Genomic DNA, 25,756 nt, shown 5'->3' on the forward strand with positions numbered 1-25,756 from the left:
CGGTGTCCCGGCAACCGGACACACGGTGACCGTCCAGTGCCGCAGGGAGACCGCATGACCGACGTGGCCGTGTGCGGCCTCGGCCTGATGGGCGTGCCGGTCGCGACCCGGCTGGCCGAGGCCGGATTCCGGGTCAGGGTGTGGGACAGGACCCCGGCCAAGGCCGCCGCCTTCGCGGGCGGCGGCGGGGTGACCGTGGCGCCGACCCCGGCCGCGGCCTCATCGGGCGCGCGGGTGGCCGTCGTGCTGCTGAGCGACTTCGACGCCGTACGTACGGTGGTGGGCGGGCCGGAGGGGATCGCGGCGGGTCGGCCGCAGGTGATCGCGCAGATGTCGACGATCGCACCGCAGGAGACCCGCGCCCTCGCCGAACAGCTGCCGCCGGACGTCCAGTTGCTCGACTCGCCGGTCACCGGCAGCGTCCCGCAGGCGGCCACCGGCCGGCTCCGGGTCCTGACCGGCGGCGACGACACGGCATCTGCCGCTGCCCTTCCGGTACTTGAAGCCCTGGGGACGGTGGTGCCCTGCGGCCCCCTGGGTGCGGCGTCAGCGCTCAAGTGCGTCCTGAACGCCTGCGTCTCGCCCATGATGGCGCTGCTCGCAGAAGGCCTCGCGCTGGGCGACAAGTTGGGCCTTGACGAAGAGCTGCTCCTCGACGAACTCGAACGCACCCGGGTCGGCCCGCTCGTCGTCCGCAAGCGGGCGATGATCGAGAGCGGCGCGTTCCCCGCGGACTCGCGGCTGCGGCTCTTCGCCAAGGACATGGAGGTCGCGGAGGCGACCGCCGCGGCCTCCGGGGCCCGGCTGCGGCTCGCGCGCGAGGCGCGACTCCTGGCCGCGGAGGCCATGGCCGCGGGCTGCGGCGATCTGGACTACTCGGCGCTGACGGGGCATGTGCGCGGGCAGAAGCTGCCGTGAAGTCGGCTCGGCCAGGGATCGTGCCCCGCGGGGGCGCGGGGCTGTTTCGATATGCGGCTCCGCCGCAAAGGGGGTCCCCCTGCTCGAACGAAGTTGAGAGCTTGGGGGAGCGACCAGCCCCCACCGGCCCGCGGATGACGCACGCCACTTCCCGCGGAGCGCTCAGTAGAGGCGCTTGGCGTAATTCCGCGGCGCGTAGTGCTCCTCCAGTTCCTGCACGGTCTCCGGGGTTTCCTGCACCGCCTTGATCACCGTGGCGATCGAGGGAAGCGTGTCCGCCTGCCAGGTCTCCGGCTGCCAGAGCCCGGACCGGATCAGCGACTTGGGGCAGTTGTAGGCGACTTCCTCAAGGTCGACCACGAGCGCGACCACCGGTCGGTTCCCGCGATGCGTCATCGCGTCGAAGAACGGCGCGTCCCGCACGACCCGGGCCCGCCCATTGATGAGCAGCACCGAAGTGGAGCCGGGCACCAGGGAGATGATCCCGATGTGCGGATTGGCCAGCACGTTGAAGAGGCTGTCGCCCCGCTTGTTGCCGGGCCGCTCGGGGAGGGCGATCGTCGTGTCGTCGAGCACGTGGAAGAGCTGCCCCGCCGGGTCGCCCCTTCCGGACGCCGTGCACCTGCCGTGTACGTCCGAGGTGGCAAGGACGCAGTACGGCGAGGCGGCGAGCCACTGCTTGTCGTACGCGTGCAGCCGGGGACGCCCCCGGTTCAACGCGCGCTGGTTGGGCTCGCCCAGCAGCCCGCGCAGTTCATCGGCGGAACCAACCTCTGTGTACCCTGCGTGCTGCTGACTGAGTGTCATGGGGCCCTAACGGTTGCGGGGTTGTGGCGGGCGTCGACCGAGGTCGCACACGAGCGGCGACGAGGGCTCAGACGCCTTCGGTGTCCGTGCGCACCGCGGTCACGGCGACGGTGGTGTAGTGCATGGTGAAGCCGCCGCCCATCCTGTCGAGCACGTCCGCGGTGGCCTTCAGCACCTCGGCGAGTTCGTCCGGCGAGAGTTTGGCCAGGGCGGTCTGGGTGGGGACCAGGGCGAGCCACTCGTCCCGGGAGTACGTCCGCTCCCAGTCGAACCGCCACTCCTCGGGTTCGCTGAAGCTGCCCGTCCGCCGGATCCCGTCAGCCATCTTGTCGAACATCGGCTGGTAGAGGTCCATGGCGGTCCTGCGACGGCCCGCGGAGTCGAACTCGCTCTCGGGGGCGACTCGTTGGTACGCCTCTGCGGAGCGCGTCGTCCAGGCGGGCAGCGTCGTCCCGCCGACGGCTTCGACCAGCTCGTGCGGGGTGTGGGAGGAGTGGTGGAAGGGTGCGAGCACGCCGCCGGGCCGCAGTGCTTCCGCAGCCTTGGCCGCTCCGGCCTCCGGGTCCACCCAGTGCCAGGCCGTCCCCGCGACGACCGCGTCGAACGTGCGGCCCGCCGTCGCCCAGGTCTCGAACTCGGTGACCTCGACCTCGACACCGGTGCCGCGGGCGTACTCCGCCATCCGCGCGTCGGGGTCGACGCCGAGCACGGTGCATCCCGCCGCCTGGAACTGCCGGGCCTCGATGCCCGTGCCGCACCCGGCATTCACGAGTGCGCGCCCGGGCATGGCGGCGACGATACGAGAAATCAGCGCTTCCGGATACGTGGGCCTCGACTGGTCGTAAAGGGCCGCGTCGCCGCTGAAATACGTGAAGGGCTTACCCTTCCGTGAAAGAGCAGGCATGCGGGACAGCATGATCGGGCGCCGTCCCGCTGTCAATGCGCGAGTAAGCGATGTCCGGCGGTCTTTTCGGGCAATTCGGCGGCCGTGGAAGGCAGTTGTCGAGCAGGTCCGATGTGTTGGTTATGAGGGCTCGCTGAATTCATGGGGCGGACAGCAGCAGAACGTTCGGCACTTGCTGTGGTGCCGCAGTTCGCAGGAGGCCATATCCGATTCCGGCGGCCCCGTCCAGAAGGCCGGGCGTCCATGTGCCCCGGGGAACACCGGTGATCACCTGGTCGGCGAGGACCCTTCGGGCGACCCCGGATGCCGCGTCCTGTGCGGTGCGCAGCATTTCCTCGCTGTCCATGTGCGCTGCCGTGGTGAGGAGCGCTTCGACGAGGCCGAGTGTGCCGTGACAGAGCGAATCGTTGTCGACCCCTTGGATTACGGCTGATTCGACGAGTTCGAGCCCGCGATGCCGCTGATGCCCGAGGCCGCCGATGAGCCGCTGCTGTGCCGCGTCGGCCATGACGAGACCGGCGTTCCCGCGGCACCAGGAGACGGCGTCGAGACGCACACCGTCGCTGCGTTTGCGTGCCGAGGCCGCCTTGTCGTGGAGCGCCGTGTCGCCCGTCAGGGCCGCGACGGCCGTCAGCGCGTGGGCCCTGCCCTCCTGGCCGTGGGCGAATCCCGGAGTGTCCGGCTCCGCCGCGTCGGCAAGCCGCTCCCCGGCGGCACGGGCGGCCGCCAGGGTCCGGGCGTCGGGGTCGGCCCGGTGGAGGGCGGCAAGTGCCAGGGCCGCCCCGGCCACTCCGGTGAGTACGTCCGAAGGCTGCGGTGCGTCGAGGGCCGCGGTGAACGCGGGGACGAGCCGACGCGCGGAGCGGTGGAGTTCCGGGGCGTCCCAGATCGTGCCCGTCCGGGTCAACAGGTAGAGGACGCCGCCCAGTTCGTCGTACGCCCCGATGCCGAGACCCGACAGCTCGTCGGGCTCGGGCATGTCGTCGGGGTCCATGAGGGCGGCGAGGATGTCCTGGGCCAGCGCGCGGTAGCGGTCGGTGCCGGTGAACCGGCCCAGCTCGGCGAGGAAGAGCGCGATACCGCTGACGCCCCGGTAGAGCCCCATTCCGGCGGCATCCAGGAACCAGTAGCGGTCGCCCGCCAGTTGGAGGGAAGGCCATTCGATCAGGCCGTCGTCGCCCTGGATCGCGGAGTCGCAGATCCGGTCCCCGATGCGGCGGGCGGCGGAGACGGCGAGGTCGGCGTCGAGACCGCCGGACTCGGCCTCGGCCCCGGCCGCGGGCCGGAGGGCCGGGACCGCGGGCCGGGGGACCGGCCGGCAGAGATGGCCGCCTTCCTGGCGCGTGGCGAGCGACGTCTCGATGAACCAGATCTGCTGCGGCAGGTCGCTCTCCGAGAAGGACGCGAGGCGTTCCCGCACGCCGTCCGCGCCGCTGCGGGAGAAGAAGTCCCGCTGCAGGACACCGGAATGGTCCCCGAGGTCGGTGCTGTCGGGGAAGGTGTGGAAGCTGGGGATGTCGCCGCACGCGAGCTGGCGCCACTCGCTGTCCTCGACCGCATGGAGGGTGTCGTTCCGCGCGAGGCTCCCGAGGTGGGCGTGGCGCAGGGCGGGGTCCGCGAGCAGGGCGGGGTCCCAGGATCCGATGAGTACGTCGCGGTACTGGAAGGTGTCGCGCAGCACCGCGCGCACCGGGGCACGGGAGAACCGAGCCAGCGGCCCGTCGCCCTTCAGCAGCGTCGGGCGCTCGGCGAGCAGCAGCCGGTAGCAGTGGGTGAAGCCCGCGATCAGGTCGTCGGCCATGTCCTCGGGCGCGGGATGACGGCCCGCGAGGACGGGGCGGTTGCCGTACTCCCCGACCGGGTGGAAGGTCACGACGGGTGCCATGCGGTCCGTGCCCGGGTTGCTGTATCCGGTGCGGGGGTGGGCCCAGAACTCGCCGGGCGCCGCCCCGCCGGCCAGGGCGCTCATCTCCATGCCCCGGACGCCGTGCTCGTCCGTCCTGATGAGCCGGTGCGGGAGGAGGCCCACCGCAAGCACGGAGTCGCGGATCCGCCGCGCCACCGGGTCCGTGGCGTCGTCGAGCAGCGCCGGGTCCGATGGCTCCGCGTGGAACAGCGCCTCCAGGTCGAAGTAGACGGGGTCCTCGCCGACCGCCACCGCGTTCTCCAGGTGCATGTCGTAGCCGCGCAGCAGGTGGAACACGGCGAGGAAGGCGCCTTGGCGCCAGTAGAAGCGCCGCACCGACGGGGTGTCGGGGCAGGGGGCGGGCGCGTAGTGCGCGGACCAGCCGTGCGTACCGCGGTCGATGACGCGCGTGGTGCGCAGGCGGTGGGGCAGACCCCGGTCGTTGAGCCAGCCGACGAACCCCGCGAACGCCACGTCGCAGGCGAGGGAGCGCGGTTTGTAGACGACCTTGGGGCCCTCGCGGAAGGAGACGACGCCCACCGTCCTGCCTCCGTTGTGGGAGTCGCCCGCGCCGAACTCGACGGCCGTGACATCGGCCGGGGACTCCGCCGTCACGGCCAACTCCTCGCGGAGCAACGGAAGATCCGCCGCCAGATCCGTCGCGAACCCCAGCCGGAAGGCCGCCCAGCGCTCGAACTCCGCGATCAGTTCCCGGGCCAGTGCGGGAAATCTCCCGAGGAGGTCGACGGCGGCCCCCGGGTCGCGCAGGGCCGCGGTGAAGCGCTCGAAGCCTTCGGATCCCTCGGAACCCTCGGAACCCTCGGAACCCTCGGATCCCTCGGATCCCTCGACCCCCGAGTCCTCCCCCCGCGGCTCGCGTTCCGTGCGTGCCGCCCTCAACTCCTCGACCAGCAGCGGCTTCACCAGCCCCAGGAAGCGGGCGGACGGGAGGGAGAGGAGCGCGTGCGAGCGGTCAAGGCGGCGTGCCTCGGGAAGCGCTTCCCCCAGGCGTCGGAGCAGGTTCTCCTGCGCCGCCGCGGCTAGCGGGCCGAGCCAGCCCAGGAGCGCCCGGTCCTCGTCGGCGGCCTCGCCCGGCCAGGGGTGGCCGGGGAAGCGCCGCCACGCGTCCTGGAGTTCCTCCGTCGTATCCGCGGGGCCCGTGGAATGGTGATCCTGGCTGTGCTTCACAATCGCACTCCGAGAGCAAGGGATTGGTCGGGGTTCATGTCCCGATGAGGGGGAGTGGCCAGGTGCAGGGTGAAACTACCCGGCCGACGGCTCGGCGGATTCCGGCAGTGGCCCTGCGGATTCCGGCGGTGACCCTGCGGATTCCGGCCGTCCCACTCCGGCTGTATATCCCTGCTCCGCCCGGCCGTCGCGGAAACTCGGAATCGGCGGGCCATGCGCGAGGAACGCCCGTGCACTCCCGGCAATTCGCCGGTGACCTGGGCAAATTGGGGGGTGATTCGGTCAGGGGCGAATACCTGGTCGAGGGCGCCGATCCCGTGCTTCACTCCGACGACCGGTGCAACGGACACCAGTGGCCTCAAAGGCCGTTGGGTCGAGCCGGTACTTCATTACGAGAGGAGGGATTTGCATGCGTAAGTACACGAAGCCCGCCGCCAAGCCCGTGACCCAGGGTACCGTTCTGCGCGGTACGTCCTGATCATGGCTCTCAGTGGGTGCGCCTCCTTATGGGAGGCGCACCCACTTCCCCATCCGGAACTCCGGGAAACGCGCCTCCGAAGGACGATTCATGTGTGGACTCGCAGGCATCGCCCGGCTCGACGGACAGGACATCGGGCCGGAGTACGACGCCGTTCTGAACGACTTCGCCGACCTGCTGCACCACCGGGGCCCGGACGAGCGCGAGTTGCTGCGCACCGGCCCCGTGGGTCTCGCCTTCACCCGGCTGTCCCTGGTGGACCCGCAGGACGGCACGCAGCCGCTCGTCAGTGACGACGGCAATCTCGTCCTGATCGCCAACGGCGAGGTGTACAACCACAAGGAGCTTGCCGCAGGCCTCCCTTCGGACGTGCGCCTGAAGACGGGCTCGGACTGCGAGGTGCTCCTCTACCTCTACCGGCAGCACGGCCTGGACTTCCTGCGTGACGTGCGCGGCATGTTCGCGATCATTCTCTGGGACCGGGCCCGCGGCCAACTCGTCCTGGCCCGCGACCGTTTCGGCATCAAGCCCCTCTACTACCACCGCACCGACGAGCGCATCGTCCTCTCCTCGGAGATCAAGGCCCTCTTCGTCGATCCGGCGACACCCCGCAGGTTCGCCTGGGACAAGGCACTCGCCGTACCCACCGTCGCCGCCGCGCCGCGGTTCGGCGGGGCACAGCTGTGCACCTGGTTCGACGGCGTGGAGAGCGTTCCTGCGGCCTCGGTCCTCCGCGTGGACCTCCGTGACGGCAGGACCACCGAGCACCGCTACTGGGAGCTGCCCACCGAGGCGGACGAGTCGCTCGACGCGGAGGCGTTCATCGAGACGTACGGAGACCTCCTTGAGGCGTCCGTACGGGAATGCGCCACCGCCGACACCGAGTTGGGCCTCTTCCTGTCCGGAGGCATCGACTCGTCGGCCGTCCTCGCCCTGGCCAGGACGCAGCTGGACGAGATCCATACGTTCACCGCGCTCAGCGGCGGCACCCGCGCCAACGGCGACGCCGAGCACGCCAGTTGGCTCGCCCGCACCTGGGGCGTCCACAACCACCAGGTCCTCTTCGGACCCGACCTCACCCCCACGCCCGAGGAGTGGCGGCGCCTGGTCTGGCTCACCGAGAGCCCCATGGTCGGCCCGGAGGTGTACTACAAGCACGAACTCCACCGGTTCGCCCGCCAGATACGCCCTGAGCTGCGCGGCATGCTCCTCGGCGCCGCGAGCGACGAGTTCAACGGCGGCTACTCCCACGACATGGGCGACGACTGGACGTCCTTCACCGCCGGTCTCACCGGGATGAACCGCGCCACGCTCTTCGACCGGCACCCCGGCCTGCGGCACTGGTGGGGCGACGGCGAGTCGTTCCTCTCCGACGACGCACTGCATGCCCTGGGCGGCGCTGACGGCACCCGCGACGCCGACGTCTACCGTTCGTACGTCCTGTCCGAGTACCGCAAGGTGCAGCAGTACAACGTCTGGCACGAGGACCGCACCGCGGCGGGCAGCGGTGTCGAGGCGCGCGTGCCGTTCCTCGACCACCGCCTTGTGGACCTCACCGCGGCCATCCCGGAACGCCTCAGGCCGCGTCTGCTGTGGGACAAACGCATCCTCCGCGACGCCGTGAAGTCGCGCCTCCCGCACCGCATCGCCGAGCGGCCCAAGGTCCCCTTCTTCTACGGCAGCGGCACCCACCACGCGTACGACATGCTGGTGCGGCTGATGCACGCCGACGGGCAGGAACTCGTCGAACGGGCCCTCGCGGCCCCCGGCGCCGACGCCTACCTGGACGCGGCGGCGATCCGGCGACGGCTGCGCACCTTCGCGGACGCGGCGTCCGACTCGCCCTCCGTGGAACTCCTGATGCGGGTCGTGAACATGGGTCTGCTCGCCGAGATGGTGGAGTCCCCGACACAGCTGGAGTCCATGGACGCGGGCGCCGTCCGGTCCGCGCTCCGCGTCAAGGACGATCCGGTGGCCGACACCCGGCAGCTCTTCGCGCCGGGGCGGAGCCACCGCCTTGACGCGGTGCCCGTCCCCGCCAAGGGGCTCCTGCTCCTCTCCCACGCCAGTGGTGACTGGTACCTCGCGAACGACGGGCAGATCGAGTTCGTACTCGAACCGGGCAGCCCGATCGTCGACGTACTGCAACGGATCGACGGGACGGCCACGCTCGCCGCGGTGCTCGACGGCGCGGGCGTCGAACTGTCGGCGGTGGAAGAGGAGTTGGACGCACTTCTCGACCAGCGGCTCATCGCGTTCGTCGTTTGAGCCGCACAAGGGGAGCGCGCATGTATGTGCAGCGGTTCGGGGAACAGCTGATACGCGGAGCCGCCACGGAGCGGCCCCGCGGCCCGGAGTACGTGAGCCGATTCGAGCGCTGGGACGACCTGGCGAGCGTGCGCCGCCGTCCGCGTCGCCGCTTCGCCGCCGGAGAGCCCGACCTCTACTTCCCGCCCGAGCTGTACCCGGTGGCGCTGCACCCCCTGGTCGCGGCCCGGGGGAGCGCGGCCGTGAAGGGGCTGCTCCTGCAACGCCTCTACGACTACCTGGAGTTCACGACCGAACTGGAGAGCCTCGCGGTCATCCCCGTCGCCACGAAGATCAGCCGCGGCCGGTCGGGGCTCGACCTCCCCGGGCGCATGAGGTCCGACGCGTACAAGATCGTCACGGACGAGGCCTGGCACGCCCAGTTCTCGCACGAATTCGCGGGCGAGATCGAGGCGGAGACCCGTGTGCCGTGGCTGCGGGCGCGGGACCGTACGCCGCCCGCGTTCCTGTCGCGCCTCGACGAGGTGCGCGGACGGCTGCCGCACCGGATGCGGGGCGTGGAGGGCCTGCTGTTCGCCATCGTGAGCGAGACCCTGATCTCCGGGATGCTGTCGCAGATTCCGCGCGACGGCCGGCTGCCGCAGTCCGTGCGGAACGTCATCCGTGACCACGCGGAGGACGAGGGCCGCCACCACGTCTACTTCAGATCCGTCCTCGGACACCTGTGGCCGGCCCTGACGCGCGCCGAACGACAGGCCGTCGGCCCGCTCGTCCCCGCGGTCGTCTACGCCTTCCTGGAGCCGGACTACGCACAGACGGCGCGCCACCTCGGGGAGCTGGGCCTGACCGGCGAACAGATCGACCAGGTCGTCACGGAGAGCTGGCCCGCCCACCAGGTCCGCGGCGACGTCGCGGCGGCGGCGTCACAGCTGACGCGCTACCTCACCGAGGCCGATGCGCTCGCGGACGCCCGCACCCTCGCGGCGTTCGAGGAGGCCGGACTGCTCGGGCCCGGCCACCAGGAACGCGGCGGCGCGGCAAAGGAGTTCGCCGGATGACGACGAGCCCGGCCGCCGTCCGCACCCCGACCGCGGCGCGGACGTTCTGGCGCTTCTGGTTCGCCTCCACGGTGAGCCGCACCGGATCCAACATGACGTCGGTGGCCCTGCCCCTCGTCGCACTCACCGGCCTGCACGCCACGACCTTCCAGGTCACGCTGCTGGCCGCCGCGACCCAGGCCGCATGGCTGTTCCTCGGCCTGCCCGCCGGGGTCATCGTGCAGCGGTTCCCGCTGCGCACCACGCAGGTGACGATGGACCTGATCCGCGCGGTGGCCATGGGCTCCGTGCCGGTCGCCTGGTGGCTGGACCGGCTCACGTTCCCGCATCTGCTGCTCACGGCCCTGATCACGAGCCTGGCGACCGTGCTCTTCGACATCGGCAACTCCACCTTCCTGCCCGCCCTCGTCTCCAAGGACGAACTCGCCGCGCGCAACAGCCTGATCTCGGGCACCGAGGCGGTCAGCCAGACCGGCGCGCCGTCCCTGGGCGGCCTGCTCATCAAGGCCGTGGGCGCCGCCAACGTCCTCCTGATCGACAGCGTCAGCTATCTGCTGTCGGCCCTGACGCTGTGGACCCTCCCCGAGCGCAGGCCCACGGCGGGGACCCACGAATCGGCGTGGCGCCTCATCCGCGAGGGATGCGCCTTCGTGGTGCGGCATCCGGTGATGAGGCCCTGCATGTTCTGGGCCACGGCGAGCAACTTCTGCACCGCGGCACTGCTGGCGCTGACCCCCCTCTACCTCGTGCGGGAGGCCGGGGCTTCGGCCACCGTGGTCGGGCTCGTGCTCGCCGCGGACGGCCTGGGGTCCCTGATCGGCTCGCTGCTGGCGACCCGGCTCGCGGCCCGCCTGGGAACGGCGCGCGCCATGATCGTGGCGGGGTTCGCCGGCGGCGCCCTCGCCCTGGTCATGCCGCTGACGACCACGCCCGACAACGTCCACTTCTTCGTCATCGGCAACGCGGGAGCGGCGATGGCCGTGGTGATCGGCAGCATCATCACCAGGACGCACCGGCAGGTGGAGTCGCCCCCGGAACTCCTCTCCCGGGTCATGGCCACGGTGCGCTTCATCTCGTGGGGCGTCCTTCCGCTGGGCGCCCTCGTCAGCGGCGTGCTCGCCGACGCGTTCGGGCTGCGCGCCGCTCTGTGGATCGTCTGCGCGGGCTTTGTGTTCACACCGTTCGTACTCGTCATGAGCCCTGTGCGGAACAGGCGCAATCTGAGTGAGGAGTCCCATGGATGATGCCGTCGCGGGCGCCGACGCGGTGCCGCGTCGCGTGCTCGGAACGAGAATCCGCCGGGTGAAGGGCGACTTCCTGATCGGGGACGAGGACAAGGCGCTGCTTCTTGAGGACATCGCCGCCTTCATCTTCGTGTCGCTCGACGGCCGCCGGAGCACGGCCGCGGTGGCACGCCTTGTGGCCGACGAGTACGGGGTCGACGAGGAGCAGGCCCTTGAGGACGTACTCGAATTCCTCGGCGATCTGGTGGAGAAGAAGATCGTCGAGTGGTGACCAACGAGAAGGGCGTGCGGCATGCAGAAGATGACCGAGGACGACTGGCTGGCCCCGCTGCGGGAGCGGCTGCTGATTCCTGACGACACACTGGCCGCGTTCGTCGTCGGCTCCGCCGCCCGCGGCTGGAACAACCCGCGCAGCGACTACGACATCTACCTCGTCTCGAACTCCCCGTACGAGGCCGGGACGAGCGAAGACCTGCCGGTGCCGTTGGAGCCGCCGACCGTGAGCGTCGAGGTCTTCTACGCGCACGAAAAGCGGTGGGAGGTGAAGTACTGGCTCGAAGCCCACATCGACCAGATGTTCGCCAAAGTCTCCTGGGAGGCGTACGAGCGGGGCACGGTCGCGGGCAACGTCCTCGCCCCCATCGAGGAACTCACCCTCGCCCGCATCGGCAACTGCCTCCCGCTGATCGGCGCCGACTGGGTCGACGACCGGCAGCGCCGCCTCGCCGAGACGGCGTTCCGTTCGTTCGTCATCGCCCGCTCCCTGGGGGAGGCCGACATGTTCGTCGAGGACGCGCTCGGCCAGATGGAGGCGGGCGACCTGGCGAGCGCGACGCTCTCGGCCCGACTGGCCTTCGGCCACGCCGTCGACGCGCTCCTCGAAGGCGAGGGGGAGTTCGGCAGCCACCAGCCGAAGTGGCGTGCCAACCGATTCAAGGCCGCTTCCCCCAAGGTCCTTTCGTACGACGAGTACTGGGCGGTGGAGACGATGCAGGCGTACGACCCCGTCGACCCGCGCCCGTGGATCAGGGACGTGCTCGCCCGCTGCCAGGACATCGCCATGCGGGTGGACGTGTCCTGACGTTCCTTCAGACCGGGAGGCGGCTGGTATTCGGCATCGTGATCAAGATTGACGTCGACGAGGAGACCCTCCACACCGTGCGGCTCACCTTCAGCCCGCTGTGGGAGACCTTCGGAAGTCTCGGAATTCTCGCCCGGTACCGCGGCGAGGTGCCCGCGCCGTACACGGACTGGGCGCGGGCGGTGCGCCGCACCATGCCCGCGGGCCTGGCACGGAACCTGGTCGGGGTGCTGCGCGAAGCCGGGGTGTCCCGCTTCTTCCAGGGGTTCGTGCCGCTGCCCGACCCCGCACTGGACACCTTCACGGCCGAACTCGACCGCCTGCGCGAGACCAAGGGCGGCATGCCGGGAAGGGAGAACCTCCACTCCCTGCTGATGCGGTACTGGGACTGCGCGGTCGCCCCGTACTGGAGCCGCATACGCGCCTCCCTGGAGGAGGAGATCCTGCTCCGTGGCCGCACCCTCGCCGTCGAGGGCCCCGAGGCGATGCTCGGCGAACTCGGCGGCCGGGTGCTCTGGTCCAGGCCCCGTCTCACCGTGCCCTACCACCAGGATCTCGACCTGGAGATCAAGAAGTCACGGCTGCTCCTGGTCCCCACCGTGTTCTCCGGCGGCCTGCGGCTGCTCGTCGAGGACCGCGACGGGGTTGCCATGTCGTATCAGGCGCGCGCCACCGGCCGCCTGCGCGTCCTGACCGCGGGCGCCGACGGCCACCACGCCGAGGACCGGCTCGCACTGCTGCTGGGCAAGGGCCGTGCGCAGGTGGTCCGCACCCTCGAACTGCCGATGACGACCACAGCGGTGGCCGAGACCCTGGGGCTTGCCAAGAGCACGGTCTCCCAGCACCTCTCGGTGCTGACCGGGAGCGGCATCGTATGGAAGCAGCGCATCGGCGGCAGCGTCTTCTACCAGCTCGATCAGAGCGGCCTCGCACTGCTGCGGCAGATCGGCTGATCCGGAGCATTGTGAGAGGCTGGGGCGCATGAACCGGCTGGCTGGTGTGACCTCGCCTTATCTGCTGCAGCACGCGGACAATCCGGTCGACTGGTGGCCCTGGACGCCGGAGGCCTTCGAGGAGGCGCGGCGGCGGGACGTGCCCGTCCTGCTGTCGGTGGGCTACTCGGCGTGCCACTGGTGCCACGTCATGGCGCACGAGTCCTTCGAGGACGAGGCGACGGCCGCGCTCATGAACGAGAAGTTCGTGAACATCAAGGTCGACCGCGAGGAGCGGCCCGACGTCGACGCCGTCTACATGGAGGCCGTGCAGGCCGCGACGGGCCAGGGCGGCTGGCCCATGACCGTCTTCCTCACGCCCGACGCCGAACCCTTCTACTTCGGCACGTACTTCCCGCCGGAGCCGCGGCACGGCATGCCGTCCTTCCCGCAGGTCCTCGACGGCGTGCACCGGGCGTGGGCGGACCGGCGCGGCGAGGTCGCCGAGGTCGCGGGCAAGATCGTGCGGGACCTCGGCGAGCGGCAGCTCACGCACAACGCCGACGAGAAGCCCGACGAGGGCGAACTGGCGCAGGCGCTGCTCGGCCTGACCCGCGACTTCGACGCGCAGCACGGCGGATTCGGCGGCGCCCCCAAGTTCCCGCCGTCCATGGCGGTCGAGTTCCTGCTGCGGCACTACGCCCGCACCGGCGCCGTGGGCGCGCTGCAGATGGCCGCCGACACCTGCGAGCGGATGGCGCGCGGCGGCATCTACGACCAGCTCGGCGGCGGCTTCGCCCGCTACTCCGTCGACCGCGAGTGGGTCGTGCCGCACTTCGAGAAGATGCTGTACGACAACGCGCTGCTGTGCCGCGTGTACGCCCATCTTTGGCGGGCCACGGGATCGGACCTGGCGCGCCGGGTCGCCCTGGAGGCCGCGGACTTCATGGTCCGTGAACTGCGCACGAACGAGGGCGGGTTCGCCTCCGCGCTCGACGCGGACAGCGAGGACCCGGCGACGGGTGCGCATGTCGAGGGCGCGTACTACGTGTGGACGGCCGGGCAGTTGAGGGAGGTTCTGGGCGACGCCGACGCGGAACTCGCCATGACCTGCTTCGGCGTGACGGAGGAAGGCACCTTCGAGAAGGGCGCGTCCGTCCTCCGACTCCCGCAGGCGGAAGGGCCCGTGGCGGACGCCGCGCGGCTCGACGCGATCCGCGAGCGGCTCCTCGCGGCGCGTGCCGGGCGGCCCGCGCCCGGCCGTGACGACAAGGTGGTCGCCGCCTGGAACGGCCTGGCGATCGCCGCGCTCGCCGAGGTCGGCGCGTACTTCGACCGGCCGGACCTGGTCGCGGCGGCCGTGGGCGCGGGAGACCTTCTCGTACGACTCCACATGGACGCCCGCGCCCGCCTCGCCCGCACCTCCAAGGACGGCCAGGTCGGCGACAACGCAGGCGTGTTGGAGGACTACGCGGATGTGGCCGAGGGCTTCCTCGCGCTGGCGTCCGTCACGGGGGAGGGGGTCTGGCTGGAGTTCGCGGGCTTCCTCCTCGACCACGTCCTCGCACAGTTCGTGGACGCGGAGAGCGGGGCGCTCTTCGACACGGCGGCGGACGCGGAACAGCTGATCCGCCGCCCGCAGGACCCCACGGACAACGCGGCGCCCTCCGGGTGGACGGCGGCGGCGGGCGCCCTCCTGTCGTACGCGGCCCACACCGGCGCCGAGCCGCACCGCACCGCGGCGGAGCGGGCGCTCGGCATCGTCAAGGCGCTCGGCCCGCGCGTCCCCCGCTTCATCGGGCACGGCCTCGCGGTCGCCGAGGCGGCGCTGGACGGGCCCCGCGAAGTGGCGGTCGTGGGCGAGGTCCTGGGTGACCTGCACCGCACGGCGCTGCTCGGCACGGCGCCGGGTGCGGTGGTCGCGGCGGGGCCGCCCGGCTCCGGCGAACTCCCGCTGCTCGCGGACCGGCCCCTGGTCGAGGGGCGCCCCGCGGCGTACGTCTGCCGTTCCTTCGTCTGCGACGCGCCGACGACCGACCCGGCCGAGCTGGCCCGACTGCTCTCCTAGGCGGCGGGAGAGAGAAATTCAGCCCCTCCGGCGTTTGAGGAGCGGGGTCTGGGGCGGAGCCCCGGGAGGGGTCAGGTTCGGGCCCCGCCGAACTCCCCCACCGCCCGCTCCACGATCGCCTCGAGCCGATCGTGGTGGGCGCCCCGCCAGAACACGCGGGCGCAGGACCCGCACTCGGCGAACACGTCGTACGACCCCTTCGTGCCGCCCTCCAGGCGCTCCGCGACCTCCTCCTTCGTCGCGGAACGGAGCGTGCCGTTGCAGGCGCTGCAGCGGGTCCAGGGGGCCAGGGCGGGGGCGAACCGGCCCAGGACGTCGCGGAGTTGGTCGTCGGGGCGGTCGCTGTAGACGTAGCCGCCCGCCCAGAGTTCGCGGCGGCGCAGCAGACCCCGGTCGCGGCTGAGCAGGACGCGCCGCTCGGCGGCCGAGAGCGCGGCGAGGGCCGGGTCGCCGATGTCCGTGCTCTCGTACGCCGCGTCGACGCCGAGGAGCCGCAACCGGCGGGCCAGCGTGCCGAGATGGACGTCGAGCAGGAAGCGGAGCGGGGCGCCGGGCACGGCCTGGGGGCGCGTCACCGCGCGCACGGTGACGGTCTCGCCCGCCGCGGGGATGTGCCCCGTGGTGACCTCGCGGCCGTCCACCACGAGCGCGCCGACCTCCGTCAGCGGCACGCCGAGCGACTCGACGACGTGGCCGAGCGTGGACACGCCGTCCGTAACGGCCTTGGTGGGGCCGCCCCTTCGCTCGTGCGGGACGAACACACCCAGTTCGGGGGCGAAGCTGACGAGGATCTCCGGACCGTTCATGCGGTCAGGATGGCATGGCGCGGCCGGGCGTCACCGAGGATTTTCCGGCCCGGCCACCGGCCCGGCGAAGCCGCTCGCCAGCATGTCGAGGGTCCGGTCGACCAGGACGGTCAGATCGTCCTCGTGGTCGTGCTCCGCCCAGTACGCCGCGGTCTCGGTGAGCGCGCCGATCAGGCCCATGGAGAACGTCCGCACCTCCAGGTCGCCGGGGTCGCGGCCGGTGCGCTCCGCGATGACGCGGCACAGGATGGCGCCGGTGACCGACATGCTCTCCAGCATCCGGGAGCGCACGGCGGGCACCTCGACCATCAGCTTCGTCCGCAGCCTGGACACCTCGGGTTCCTCCACGAAGCCGAGGCCGACGGCCCGGCGCAGCACGTGCCGCAGCGACTCCACGATCGGCTCGTCGGCGGGCCGCTCCCGCAGCTCGGTCTCCAGGAGCGGGTCGTACTCGTCGGTGAGGACGATGTCCTCCTTGGTGGGGAAGTAGCGGAAGACGGTCGAGGGGGAGACCTCCGCCGCCTCCGCGATCTGCTCGACCGTCGTCGCCTCGTACCCCTGTTCCTGGATCAGCCGGTACGTCGCCTCACGGATCGCGACGCGGGTCTTGAGCTTCTTGCGCTCGCGAAGGCCCAGCTGGGGGGCGTTCGCGGGGGCGGAGGTTCGTACGGCCGTCATGACGTCATTGTCCGGCATCCACCGGAACCCTGCCCCGGTCCTCGGCCCGCTCCGCGGCACCGTCCTCCCGCCGGGGCAGCAGCGCGGCGACGAACAGCGCCGTCACCAGCGCGGCGATGCCACTGACCAGCAGGACGATGCTCATGCCGTGCAGATACGCGGAGTTCGCGGACTCCACGAGCCCCGGTGCGCCGAGCCGTTCGGCGACCCCGTGCGCGGCGACCACCGAGTCGCCCGCGGCGTCGGCCGCGGGCCCCGGCAGGCCGCCGGTGTCGAGGCGGTCGGCGTACGCACCGGCGAGCAGCGAGCCGAGCAGCGCGATCCCGAGGGCGCCGCCCACCTGCCGTACGGTCATGAGGAGGCCCGTGCCGGAACCCGCGCGCTCCACGGGCAGCGCGCCGAGCGCCGAGTCCATGGACGGCACGATCGCGAAGCCGAAGCCGAGACCGGCCACGGAGAGCCAGAGCGCGGTGAAGCCGTAGCCGCTGTCGACGTCGGTGCGGCTGCCGAGGATCGCGGCGAACGCGAGCACCACGAGCCCGCCGCTGATCACCGGGCGGGCCCCGAAGCTCCGCACCACGGGCTCGGCGCCCTTCGCCGCGACCAGGAGCCCGCCCATCATCGGCAGCATGCGCACGCCGGTGCCGAAGGCGTCGTTGCCGAGGACGGCCTGGAGGTACTGCGGCAGCACGAACATCAGGCCCGAGAGCACGAACATCACCAGCGTCGCCGCCATCGTGTTCAGGAAGAACCCGCGGTTGCGCAGCAGCGACATGTCGAGCATCGGCCGTGTCATCCGGCGTTCGCGCAGGACGAGCCCGGTGAGCAGCAGGGCGGCACCGGCGAGCATGCCGAGGACCAGGGGGTCGCCCCAGCCGCGCCCGGGCGCCTCGATGATGCCGTAGATGAGGGCGCCGAGCCCGGCGGCGGTCAGGGCCGTGGAGGCGACGTCGACCTTGGGGGACGCGGGGTCGCTGGTCTCGGGCAGCAGGAACAGGCAGGCGGTGATGCCGATCGCGACCATCGGGATGTTGATCAGGAAGATCGACCCCCACCAGAAGTGGTCGAGCAGCCAGCCGCCGACGATGGGACCGAGCGGCGCGCCGAGCGCGGAGGCGGCCGAGACGATGCCGACGGCCTTGGTCCGCTCGCCGGGCCCGAACAGCGCGGGCAGCACGGCCATCGCGAGCGGCATGACGAGCGCCGCGCCCATGCCCATGACGGCGCGGGCCACGACGACGAGGGAGACGTCGTCGGCGAGGGTGCCGATCAGTGAGCCGACGAGGAAGATCCCGAGCCCCGTCATCAGCATCCTGCGCCGTCCGAACCGGTCGCCGAGGAGTCCGGCCGGGAGCATCAGCGCGGCGAAGACGACGACGTACGCGTCGGCCATCCATTGCTGCTCGCCCGTGCTCGCGCCGAGCTGTCCGGCCATCGTCGGCAGTGCGACGTTGAGGATCGTCATGTCGAAGCCGAGCACCAGCATGCTCGCGACCAGGGCGCCGAGCGCCCACCAGCGACGGGGGTCCTGCCGCACGGCGGCGGCGTTAGTGACAGTGGCCATGAAATGAGAGTAGCTCTCAAAAGATGGCTACTGTCAATAATGGTCCTCCCCGGGAGGTGCGCGCGGGCATGAAAAAAGTGGCCGCGGCTGGGGAGCCGCGGCCACTGAAGGGGAGAGGGGGGTGCGTCAGGCGTGCTGGTAGGCCACCAGTGAGATGCCGACGTAGTGCGTGACGAAGGCCGCCAGGGTCAGCGAGTGGAAGACCTCGTGGAAGCCGAAGAAGCGGGGGGAGGGGTTGGGGCGCTTGATGCCGTAGATCACGCCGCCCGCGCTGTAGAGCAGCCCGCCGACGATCACCAGGACGAGCACCGCGATGCCGCCCGTGCGCAGGAAGTCCGGCAGGAAGAAGACCGCCGCCCAGCCCATCGCGATGTAGCACGGGGTGTAGAGCCAGCGCGGGGCGCCGACCCAGAAGACGCGGAAGGCGATGCCCGCGACGGCCGCTCCCCAGACGCCCCAGAGCAGCCACTGCCCCTTCGCCTCGGGGAGCAGCAGCATCGTCAGCGGGGTGTAGGTGCCCGCGATGATCAGGAAGATGTTGGAGTGGTCGAGTCTGCGCAGGACGCCGTCCGCCCGCGGGCCCCAGTTGCCCCGGTGGTAGAGCGCGCTCACGCCGAAGAGCAGACAGGCGGTCAGGGCGAAGATGCCGCAGGCGATCCGGCCGCGGGTGGAGTCCGCGAGTGCGGTCAGCACCAGACCGGCGATCAGTACCGCGGGGAACATGCCGGCGTGCAGCCAGCCGCGCATCTTCGGCTTCGCCGGGAGCGGCAGGGGCGGCGCGGACGCAGCGAGGGAACCGGCGCCCGCGGGCTCCGGGATCGCTTCGGGGACGGGGGCGGTCATGAGCCGCATGGTACCTACGGGGCCGTAAGCCGGACATCAATCGGACGCAACCCCCACGTCCTCGTACAAGTGGCGATGCTCACGCCGCTCAGGTGTAGGGCCCTCTGGACAGATGCGCGGTTGCGTCGGATGATCAAATGAGTGCGGTCGGCACCGGATGAGCGCCAGAGGGAACTACACGTGAAGCGTCCGGGTCGCAGCCCCCACGGGGCATACATCCTCAAAAACCCCTCGATTAGGAGCAATCGTGGCGCGCGACATCGCGGCTCCCGTGTCCTTGGACACTGTCCCGACCAACCACCAGGAGCTCGCCTCCTGGGTCAACGAGATCGCCGAACTGACGCAGCCGGACAGGGTGGTCTGGTGTGACGGCTCCGAGGCCGAGTACGAGCGCCTCTGCGAGGAGCTCGTGGCCAAGGGCACGTTCAAGAAGCTCGACCCGATCAAGCGCCCCAACTCGTACTACGCGGCCTCCGACCCGACCGATGTCGCGCGCGTCGAGGACCGCACCTTCATCTGCTCCGAGAAGGAGGAGGACGCGGGCCCGACCAACCACTGGAAGGCCCCCGCCGAGATGCGGGAGATCTTCGCCGGTGAGAAGGGCGTCTTCCGCGGCTCCATGCGCGGCCGCACCATGTACGTCGTGCCCTTCTGCATGGGCCCCGTCGGCTCCCCGCTGTCCGCGATCGGCGTCGAGATCACCGACTCCGCGTACGTCGCCGTCTCCATGCGCACCATGACCCGCATGGGGCAGGCCGTCCTGGACGAGCTGGGCGACGACGGCTTCTTCGTGAAGGCCGTGCACACGCTCGGCGCCCCGCTCGCCGACGGCGAGGCCGACGTGCCGTGGCCCTGCAACTCCACCAAGTACATCTCGCACTTCCCCGAGGACCGCGAGATCTGGTCGTACGGCTCCGGGTACGGCGGCAACGCTCTGCTCGGCAAGAAGTGCTACGCGCTGCGCATCGCCTCCGTGATGGCGCGCGACGAAGGCTGGCTGGCCGAGCACATGCTCATCCTCAAGCTCACCCCGCCGCAGGGCGAGTCGAAGTACGTCGCCGCCGCCTTCCCGAGCGCCTGCGGCAAGACGAACCTCGCCATGCTGGAGCCCACGATCTCAGGCTGGACCGTGGAGACCATCGGTGACGACATCGCCTGGATGCGGTTCGGCGAGGACGGCCGCCTCTACGCGATCAACCCCGAGGCGGGTTTCTTCGGCGTCGCGCCCGGCACCGGCGAGCACACCAACGCCAACGCCATGAAGACGCTGTGGGGCAACTCCGTCTTCACGAACGTCGCGCTCACCGACGACGGCGACGTCTGGTGGGAGGGCATGACGGAGGAGACTCCGAAGCACCTCACCGACTGGAAGGGCAACGACTGGACCTCCGAGTCCGGCGTCCCCGCCGCGCACCCCAACGCCCGCTTCACCACGCCCGCCTCGCAGTGCCCGATCATCGCGCCCGAGTGGGAGGACCCCAAGGGCGTGCCGATCTCGGCGATCCTCTTCGGCGGCCGCCGCGCCTCGGCCGTGCCGCTGGTGACCGAGTCCTTCGACTGGCAGCACGGCGTCTTCCTCGGCGCGAACGTCGCCTCCGAGAAGACCGCCGCCGCCGAGGGCAAGGTCGGCGAGCTGCGCCGCGACCCGTTCGCCATGCTGCCGTTCTGCGGCTACAACATGGGCGACTACATGAACCACTGGGTCAAGGTCGGCGCAGACAAGGACCAGTCGAAGCTGCCGAAGATCTACTACGTCAACTGGTTCCGGAAGAACGCGGACGGCAAGTTCGTGTGGCCCGGATTCGGCGAGAACTCCCGCGTCCTGAAGTGGATCGTGGACCGCCTCGACGGCAGGGCCGAGGGTGTCGAGACCCCCATCGGCATCCTGCCGACGGTCGACTCGCTGGACACCGATGGCCTCGAACTGTCCGCCTCCGACCTGGAGTTCCTGCTCACGGTCGACAAGGAGGTCTGGCGCGAGGAGGCCTCGCTCGTCCCCGAGCACCTGAACACCTTCGGCGACCACACGCCCAAGGAGCTGTGGGACGAGTACCGCGCGCTGGTGCAGCGTCTCGGCTGACGCCCCGCATTCCGGATGGGCCCCGCACAACGGCGTGCGGGGCCTATCCGCGTCCGCACGCGGACCCCGCCCCCGCATATCCGCATCTTGTGCACCTTGCCTTCACATACCTCTTACATGTTTCAATGACCCCACACGGGACCCGTTGATCGACACGGGCCCTGAAAAGAGCCTGTGGGGGGCCAAGTTGAAGAAGTCCCAGCGCTTAAGACGTGCGACGGGCGCCGCGCTCGCGGCGGTCATCGGCTCGGCGGGTCTGGTCGCCGTGGGGGCGCCCGCCGCGTACGCGGCGACGCCCTCGGACGAGGTGGCGAAGCTGCCCTTCGGGTCGTTCGGGGCGATGGTGGTCGACGACGCGCACGAGCGCGTCTATCTCACCGACGCCACCAAGGCCAGTGGGGCGAGCCAGGTGCTCGTCTACAACTTCCAGGGCCAGAAGGTGGGTTCGCTCCCCACCGACAAGGCGGTCTCCGGCATGGCGCTCAGCGCGGACGGCGCGACGCTGACCGTGTCGCAGTCCGACCGGATCCTGACCTTCGACACGGCGACGCAGGCCAGGAGCGGCGCCAAGTTCACTTCGTACGACGTGTACTGCGGCCGGGACGTCGCGGTGGCGGGCGGCAAGACGTGGTTCACGGAGACGCCGTACAGCGACTCGTACTGCGACAGGGCCGACAACAACACGTCGCTCAACCAGGTGGGCGACCCCTACCCCGTCGGCACCGGCTGGAGCACCCAGGGGCGGCTGAAGCTGGCCGCGGGCCCGCAGGCGCCCGACCGGCTCGTGATGGGGCAGGCGGCCGCGCCCGCCGACGCCAATCCGTTCCTCACCACGTTCGACGCGAGCGGCGAGACCCTGGTGCGCGGGCCCCAGCGGCGCTTCGCCGACGCCGAGGGCAAGGGCGCGCTCGACCTGAAGGACATCGCCCAGAGCGCCGACGGCAAGCGCATCGCCGTCGCCGACGCGGCGTACGGCACCCGGCTGCTCGACGCCTCCGACCTGTCGGACGCCCCGGCCGCCTACCAGCCGCTGCCCGAGGGCGCGAAGGCGTCGGCGGTGGCGTTCAGCGGCGACGGGAAGTACGTGGCGCGCGGCGCCGCCGCCTCCGGCAGCACGCCCGACCTGCTGATACAGCCCGCCGACCCGGCGGACGGCACGACGCCCCTCGAGTTCGCCTTCGAGAGCGAGCTCGACGGCGCCCGGGTGGTGCCGCAGGGCCTCGGCTGGGCCAAGGACGGCTCGCGGCTCTTCGCCGTGACGGCCAGCGGGAGCCAGCACTGGCTGCACGTCATCAAGCCGCCGGCCGCGCAGTACGACGCGCGCTTCACGGGCACGCTCGGCACCACGCCGTCGAAGCCCGTTGTCGGTGAACCGCTCGGCATCCGGGGCAAGTTGGAGCTCGACGGGCCCGCGCCCGCCGAGCCCGTGAAGGTCGCCGCGGTCCGCAAGGACGCCGACGGCACGCAGGAGGTGGCGGCCGCCAAGGTCGCGGCCGACGGCAGCTTCACCGTCCTGGACGTGCCGGACCGCCTCGGCGAGGCGACGTACACGCTGCGCTTCCTCGGCGACGTCACGCACCGTCCCGCCGAGGACGTCACGGTCACGGTGGACGTGGCGAAGGCGCCGACGGCGATCGAGCTGACCGCGCCCGCGGAGGCGACCCGTGCGGGCGGCGTGGAGATCACCGGCAGGCTGACCGGGCAGGGGCGTGCGCTGCCGTCCGGGATCGGCCTGAAGGTGACCCGCACGGACCGGTTCGGCACGACGGGCGAGCTGACCTCGGCGTCGGTCGCGGCCGACGGCACGTTCCGGATCAAGGACCTGCCGAACAAGCGCGGCAGGACGGTCTACGCGGTGAGCTACGAGGGCGACGCCCTGCACAGCGGCTCGTCCGCCCAGGCCACGGTGCGGATCACCGGCTAGCGGGGGTCCACCGGCCCGGCGACGCGAACCCCCGGTCGTCGCCGTGGGTGGCTCCCGGTCCGCGGCCTCCCCGGCCGCGGACCGGGGCCGTTCAGGAGGCGCCGACCAGGCGCGTGGCGTCCGCGTGGGCGTCCATGCGCCCGGCGGAGAGGATCGCGGCCGCGGTGTCGGCGCGCGACGCCGCGACGACCAGGGCGCGGCCCGCGAGGGCGTGCGCGCGCTGGTGCAGGGCGGCGAGGTGCGGTTCGTGGATGGCGCCCGCCACGGAGGACCGCGGGGGCTGTGCGCCGCGGCGCAGGCGGGCGACCTGGAACGCCAACTGCTCGGCCGCCTCGTCCAGTTCGGCGGACGGGGCGAGGGCGCGCAGCTCGTCGGTGACGGCGAGCAGCGCCGCGAGGTGCCCGGCGAGCTGGATGTCCAGCTCCTCCTCGCGGGAACGGTGCGGGAAGCTCGCGTCGTCGGCCATCGAGTGGACCGACTTGGTGCGGATCGGCTCGTACATGGGGATGGCCTCCAAGCGGTTGCTTGAAAGCCATCCTAGCTTAGATTCTGTCTAAAGTTGAGCCGGGCCCAGCGACGGGTCTTTACGGCTGGCCGTAGCCGTCCAGGAAGTTCCCGATCCGGGTGACGGCCTCGGCGAGATCCGTCGCGGTCGGCAGCGTCACGACGCGGAAGTGATCGGGCTCGGGCCAGTTGAAGCCCGTGCCGTGCACGACCATGATCTTCTCGGCCCTGAGCAGGTCGAGGACCATCTGCCGGTCGTCCTTGATCTTGAAGACCTTCGGGTCGAGCCGCGGGAAGAGATACAGCGACCCCTTCGGCTTCACACAGCTCACGCCGGGGATCTGCGTCAGCAGGTCGTACGCGGTGTCGCGCTGCTCCAGGAGGCGGCCGCCCGGCAGGACGAGGTCGTTGATCGTCTGCCGCCCGCTCAGCGCCGCGACCACGCCGTGCTGACCCGGCATGTTCGCGCACAGGCGCATATTGGCGAGGATCGTCAGGCCCTCGATGTACGAGGAGGCATGCGCCTTCGGTCCTGAGATCGCCACCCAGCCGACCCGGTACCCCGCCACGCGGTACGCCTTCGACATGCCGTTGAAGGTGAGTGTCAGCAGGTCGGGGGCGATCGCGGCGGTCGGCGTGTGCGTCGCGCCGTCGTAGAGGATCTTGTCGTAGATCTCGTCCGAGCAGACCAGGAGGTTGTGGCGGCGCGCGATGTCGGTGAGGGCGCGCAGCATGTCCTCGCTGTAGACGGCGCCGGTCGGGTTGTTCGGGTTGATGATCACGAGCGCCTTGGTGCGGTCGGTGATCTTGCGCTCGATGTCGGCGAGGTCCGGCATCCAGTCCGCCTGCTCGTCGCAGCGGTAGTGCACGGCGGTGCCGCCGGACAGGGACACGGCGGCGGTCCACAGGGGGTAGTCGGGCGCCGGTACGAGGACCTCGTCGCCGTCGTCGAGCAGGCCCTGCATGGCCATCACGATGAGTTCGGAGACGCCGTTGCCGATGAAGACGTGCTCCACGTCGGTCTCGATGCCGAGCGTCTGGTTGTGCATGACCACCGCGCGGCGGGCCGCGAGCAGGCCCTTCGCGTCGCCGTAGCCGTGCGCGTCGCCGACGTTGCGGAGGATGTCCTCCAGGATCTCCGGCGGGCACTCGAAGCCGAAGGCGGCGGGGTTGCCGGTGTTGAGCTTGAGGATGCGGTGGCCTGCGGCCTCCAGGCGCATCGCCTCCTCTAGCACGGGGCCGCGGATCTCGTAGCAGACGTTGGCGAGCTTGGTGGACTGGATGACCTGCATGTCCGTGAGGGTACGTGGTGTTCCGGCATCGGGGGAGCGGATTGATTCCCGGTGCGCGGGTGCGGGTTCGTACGGGCCGGGCGCGCCCACGCGGCGGAGCCGCGCATGGCACAGCCCCGCGCCCCTTACGGGCCGCCCGTGTTCTGTCAGCGGTCAGTTGTGTCCGTTTGTGGTCTTGTCCTCGGGGCATCGGACCTCAACAATGCGCATGACAAAACCGAAGTCACTTCGGTCACACAGTCACTCAGAGGGGACCCCCCACATGAACAAGCCTCTCGTCGGTGCGTGCTTCGCCGCTCTGCTGATCGGAGCGACGGCGGCGCCCGCGACGGCCGTGAGCAATGAGGCCCCCGCGAAGCCGAAGGCCAAGGCCGTCGACTTCGCCGGGACCGTGGCGCTCAGCAACTGTTCCGGCTCCGTCGTCCGCGTGCCCGACTCGCAGCCCGGCGACCCCGCGCTCGTCCTGTCCAACGGACACTGCCTGGAGAGCGGCTTCCCCGCGCCGGGCGAGGTCGTCGTCGACAAGCCGTCGTCCAGGAGCTTCACGCTGCTCGACGCGTCGGGCGGCGACGCGGGCACGGTCAGGGCGAGCAAGGTCGCGTACGCCACGATGACCGACACCGACGTGTCGCTCTACCAACTCACCAGCACCTACAGCGACATCGAGAGCAAGTACGGGATCAAGGCCCTGGAGCTGAACTCGGCGCGGCCCGAGCAGGGGCGGGCGATCACCGTCGCCTCCGGCTACTGGAAGAAGCTGTACAAGTGCAGCGTCGACGGCTTCGCGTACCGCCTCAAGGAGGGGAACTGGACCTGGAAGGACTCGGTCCGCTACACCCCCGACTGCAAGACGATCGGCGGCACCTCGGGCTCCCCGGTGATCGACGACGAGACCGGCAAGGTCGTCGCCGTCAACAACACCGGCAACGAGAACGGCGAGGAGTGCACGGACAACAACCCGTGCGAGGTCGACGAGAACGGCAAGGTCACGGTCCGCGAAGGCATCAACTACGCGCAGCAGACCTACTGGATCGTGCCGTGCGTCGGCGCCGGCAACAAGATCGACCTGAGCCGTCCGGGCTGTGAGCTGCCGAAGCCCGCAGGGGTCAAGTAGTCCCCCGGGGACCGGCGCCCGTCGCGCCGGTCCCCGGTCTTGCGGTGCGGTTGTGGTTCCCTGTGACCTCAGGTGCTCCGCTCGGCGATCCGTGCCGCG

20 protein-coding genes are annotated in these 25,756 nt (G+C 71.0%); 11 read left to right on the forward strand and 9 right to left on the reverse strand.

The genetic code is table 11. The features are described from left to right. Positions 1-54: 54 nt before the first annotated feature. The gene (locus ACFWZ2_RS19295) at positions 55-918 is read left to right on the forward strand and encodes an NAD(P)-dependent oxidoreductase (protein WP_384547150.1); all 864 of its coding nucleotides are present in this window, start codon (positions 55-57) and stop codon (positions 916-918) included. 162 nt (positions 919-1,080) lie between these two features. On the opposite strand, the gene ACFWZ2_RS19300 is transcribed toward ACFWZ2_RS19295, so the two are convergent. From ACFWZ2_RS19300 to lanM, 3 genes are all read right to left on the reverse strand, one after another. After that, positions 1,081-1,725, reverse strand: coding sequence for an MSMEG_1061 family FMN-dependent PPOX-type flavoprotein (locus ACFWZ2_RS19300; RefSeq protein WP_384547152.1), 645 nt, complete (start codon positions 1,723-1,725; stop codon positions 1,081-1,083). A gap of 67 nt (positions 1,726-1,792) precedes the next feature. Continuing rightward, positions 1,793-2,641 carry a class I SAM-dependent methyltransferase gene (locus ACFWZ2_RS19305; RefSeq protein ID WP_384547154.1) on the reverse strand — a complete coding sequence of 283 codons (849 nt, stop codon included), beginning with the start codon at positions 2,639-2,641 and terminating at the stop codon, positions 1,793-1,795. 127 nt (positions 2,642-2,768) lie between these two features. Beyond that, on the reverse strand, positions 2,769-5,723 hold the full coding sequence (gene lanM, locus ACFWZ2_RS19310; protein WP_384547156.1) for a type 2 lanthipeptide synthetase LanM: 2,955 nt from the start codon (positions 5,721-5,723) through the stop codon (positions 2,769-2,771). Between the two features lie 568 nt (positions 5,724-6,291). On the opposite strand from lanM, the gene asnB reads away from it, so the two are divergent. Genes asnB through ACFWZ2_RS19345 form a run of 7 tightly spaced genes read left to right on the forward strand, consistent with a single transcriptional unit; the run spans position 6,292 to position 14,852 of the window. Continuing rightward, positions 6,292-8,469, forward strand: coding sequence for an asparagine synthase (glutamine-hydrolyzing) (gene asnB, locus ACFWZ2_RS19315; protein WP_384547158.1), 2,178 nt, complete (start codon positions 6,292-6,294; stop codon positions 8,467-8,469). Positions 8,470-8,489: 20 nt separating this feature from the next. Beyond that, a complete protein-coding gene (locus ACFWZ2_RS19320; RefSeq protein WP_384547160.1) occupies positions 8,490-9,527 on the forward strand; it encodes a diiron oxygenase in 1,038 nt (345 codons plus the stop codon). Continuing rightward, complete coding sequence (locus ACFWZ2_RS19325) at positions 9,524-10,771, forward strand: MFS transporter (RefSeq protein ID WP_384547162.1); 1,248 nt, start codon at positions 9,524-9,526, stop codon at positions 10,769-10,771. The genes ACFWZ2_RS19320 and ACFWZ2_RS19325 overlap by 4 nt, the downstream gene beginning before the upstream one ends. After that, positions 10,764-11,042, forward strand: a complete 279-nt coding sequence (locus tag ACFWZ2_RS19330; protein ID WP_384547164.1) for a PqqD family protein — start codon at positions 10,764-10,766, stop codon at positions 11,040-11,042. The genes ACFWZ2_RS19325 and ACFWZ2_RS19330 overlap by 8 nt, the downstream gene beginning before the upstream one ends. Before the next feature lie 21 nt (positions 11,043-11,063). Next, entirely contained in the window at positions 11,064-11,852 is a 789-nt protein-coding gene (locus ACFWZ2_RS19335) for a nucleotidyltransferase domain-containing protein (protein WP_384547166.1), read from the forward strand. 38 nt (positions 11,853-11,890) lie between these two features. Next, entirely contained in the window at positions 11,891-12,805 is a 915-nt protein-coding gene (locus ACFWZ2_RS19340; RefSeq protein ID WP_384547168.1) for an ArsR/SmtB family transcription factor, read from the forward strand. A 28-nt stretch (positions 12,806-12,833) separates the two neighbouring features. After that, a complete protein-coding gene (locus ACFWZ2_RS19345; RefSeq protein ID WP_384547170.1) occupies positions 12,834-14,852 on the forward strand; it encodes a thioredoxin domain-containing protein in 2,019 nt (672 codons plus the stop codon). 71 nt (positions 14,853-14,923) lie between these two features. Here ACFWZ2_RS19345 and ACFWZ2_RS19350 read toward each other — a convergent pair whose 3' ends face one another. From ACFWZ2_RS19350 to ACFWZ2_RS19365, 4 genes are all read right to left on the reverse strand, one after another. Continuing rightward, positions 14,924-15,658, reverse strand: coding sequence for a Mut7-C RNAse domain-containing protein (locus ACFWZ2_RS19350; protein ID WP_384547172.1), 735 nt, complete (start codon positions 15,656-15,658; stop codon positions 14,924-14,926). Between the two features lie 30 nt (positions 15,659-15,688). Continuing rightward, positions 15,689-16,336 (reverse strand): TetR/AcrR family transcriptional regulator, encoded by a 648-nt coding sequence (locus tag ACFWZ2_RS19355; protein WP_384547173.1) that lies wholly within the window; start codon positions 16,334-16,336, stop codon positions 15,689-15,691. 4 nt (positions 16,337-16,340) lie between these two features. Further along, the gene (locus ACFWZ2_RS19360) at positions 16,341-17,900 is read right to left on the reverse strand and encodes an MFS transporter (RefSeq protein ID WP_384547175.1); all 1,560 of its coding nucleotides are present in this window, start codon (positions 17,898-17,900) and stop codon (positions 16,341-16,343) included. Positions 17,901-18,026: 126 nt separating this feature from the next. After that, entirely contained in the window at positions 18,027-18,743 is a 717-nt protein-coding gene (locus ACFWZ2_RS19365; RefSeq protein WP_384547177.1) for a hemolysin III family protein, read from the reverse strand. 247 nt (positions 18,744-18,990) lie between these two features. Here ACFWZ2_RS19365 and ACFWZ2_RS19370 point away from each other — a divergent pair, with 247 nt between their 5' ends. Both ACFWZ2_RS19370 and ACFWZ2_RS19375 read left to right on the forward strand, forming a co-directional pair. Continuing rightward, entirely contained in the window at positions 18,991-20,823 is a 1,833-nt protein-coding gene (locus tag ACFWZ2_RS19370) for a phosphoenolpyruvate carboxykinase (GTP) (RefSeq protein WP_384547178.1), read from the forward strand. Positions 20,824-21,010: 187 nt separating this feature from the next. Then, positions 21,011-22,747 carry an Ig-like domain repeat protein gene (locus tag ACFWZ2_RS19375; RefSeq protein ID WP_384547180.1) on the forward strand — a complete coding sequence of 579 codons (1,737 nt, stop codon included), beginning with the start codon at positions 21,011-21,013 and terminating at the stop codon, positions 22,745-22,747. Between the two features lie 91 nt (positions 22,748-22,838). Here the strand turns inward: ACFWZ2_RS19375 and ACFWZ2_RS19380 are convergent, their stop codons facing one another. Together ACFWZ2_RS19380 and ACFWZ2_RS19385 are read right to left on the reverse strand one after the other, a co-directional pair. After that, entirely contained in the window at positions 22,839-23,249 is a 411-nt protein-coding gene (locus ACFWZ2_RS19380; protein ID WP_384547182.1) for a hypothetical protein, read from the reverse strand. An 82-nt stretch (positions 23,250-23,331) separates the two neighbouring features. Then, positions 23,332-24,543: a pyridoxal phosphate-dependent aminotransferase gene (locus ACFWZ2_RS19385; protein ID WP_384547184.1), complete on the reverse strand. Its 1,212-nt coding sequence runs from the start codon at positions 24,541-24,543 to the stop codon at positions 23,332-23,334. Between the two features lie 262 nt (positions 24,544-24,805). Here ACFWZ2_RS19385 and ACFWZ2_RS19390 point away from each other — a divergent pair, with 262 nt between their 5' ends. Continuing rightward, the gene (locus ACFWZ2_RS19390) at positions 24,806-25,657 is read left to right on the forward strand and encodes a serine protease (protein ID WP_384547186.1); all 852 of its coding nucleotides are present in this window, start codon (positions 24,806-24,808) and stop codon (positions 25,655-25,657) included. Positions 25,658-25,756 lie beyond the last annotated feature (99 nt).

Origin of the sequence: Streptomyces sp. NPDC059002 (assembly GCF_042740435.1) — a bacterium.
Lineage (GTDB): Bacteria > Actinomycetota > Actinomycetes > Streptomycetales > Streptomycetaceae > Streptomyces.

Bases quoted from the DNA above. Each gene is read 5' to 3' on its own strand.
- ACFWZ2_RS19330 (WP_384547164.1), top strand. From the start codon at position 10,764: ATGGATGATGCCGTCGCGGGCGCCGACGCGGTGCCGCGTCGCGTGCTC.
- ACFWZ2_RS19320 (WP_384547160.1), top strand. From the start codon at position 8,490: ATGTATGTGCAGCGGTTCGGGGAACAGCTGATACGCGGAGCCGCCACG.
- ACFWZ2_RS19355 (WP_384547173.1), bottom strand. From the start codon at position 16,336: ATGACGGCCGTACGAACCTCCGCCCCCGCGAACGCCCCCCAGCTGGGC.
- ACFWZ2_RS19350 (WP_384547172.1), bottom strand. From the start codon at position 15,658: ATGAACGGTCCGGAGATCCTCGTCAGCTTCGCCCCCGAACTGGGTGTG.
- ACFWZ2_RS19345 (WP_384547170.1), top strand. From the start codon at position 12,834: ATGAACCGGCTGGCTGGTGTGACCTCGCCTTATCTGCTGCAGCACGCG.
- ACFWZ2_RS19365 (WP_384547177.1), bottom strand. From the start codon at position 18,743: ATGACCGCCCCCGTCCCCGAAGCGATCCCGGAGCCCGCGGGCGCCGGT.
- ACFWZ2_RS19380 (WP_384547182.1), bottom strand. From the start codon at position 23,249: ATGTACGAGCCGATCCGCACCAAGTCGGTCCACTCGATGGCCGACGAC.
- ACFWZ2_RS19390 (WP_384547186.1), top strand. From the start codon at position 24,806: ATGAACAAGCCTCTCGTCGGTGCGTGCTTCGCCGCTCTGCTGATCGGA.
- ACFWZ2_RS19305 (WP_384547154.1), bottom strand. From the start codon at position 2,641: ATGCTGTCCCGCATGCCTGCTCTTTCACGGAAGGGTAAGCCCTTCACG.
- asnB (WP_384547158.1), top strand. From the start codon at position 6,292: ATGTGTGGACTCGCAGGCATCGCCCGGCTCGACGGACAGGACATCGGG.
- ACFWZ2_RS19360 (WP_384547175.1), bottom strand. From the start codon at position 17,900: ATGGCCACTGTCACTAACGCCGCCGCCGTGCGGCAGGACCCCCGTCGC.
- ACFWZ2_RS19295 (WP_384547150.1), top strand. From the start codon at position 55: ATGACCGACGTGGCCGTGTGCGGCCTCGGCCTGATGGGCGTGCCGGTC.
- ACFWZ2_RS19325 (WP_384547162.1), top strand. From the start codon at position 9,524: ATGACGACGAGCCCGGCCGCCGTCCGCACCCCGACCGCGGCGCGGACG.
- ACFWZ2_RS19335 (WP_384547166.1), top strand. From the start codon at position 11,064: ATGCAGAAGATGACCGAGGACGACTGGCTGGCCCCGCTGCGGGAGCGG.
- ACFWZ2_RS19300 (WP_384547152.1), bottom strand. From the start codon at position 1,725: ATGACACTCAGTCAGCAGCACGCAGGGTACACAGAGGTTGGTTCCGCC.
- ACFWZ2_RS19385 (WP_384547184.1), bottom strand. From the start codon at position 24,543: ATGCAGGTCATCCAGTCCACCAAGCTCGCCAACGTCTGCTACGAGATC.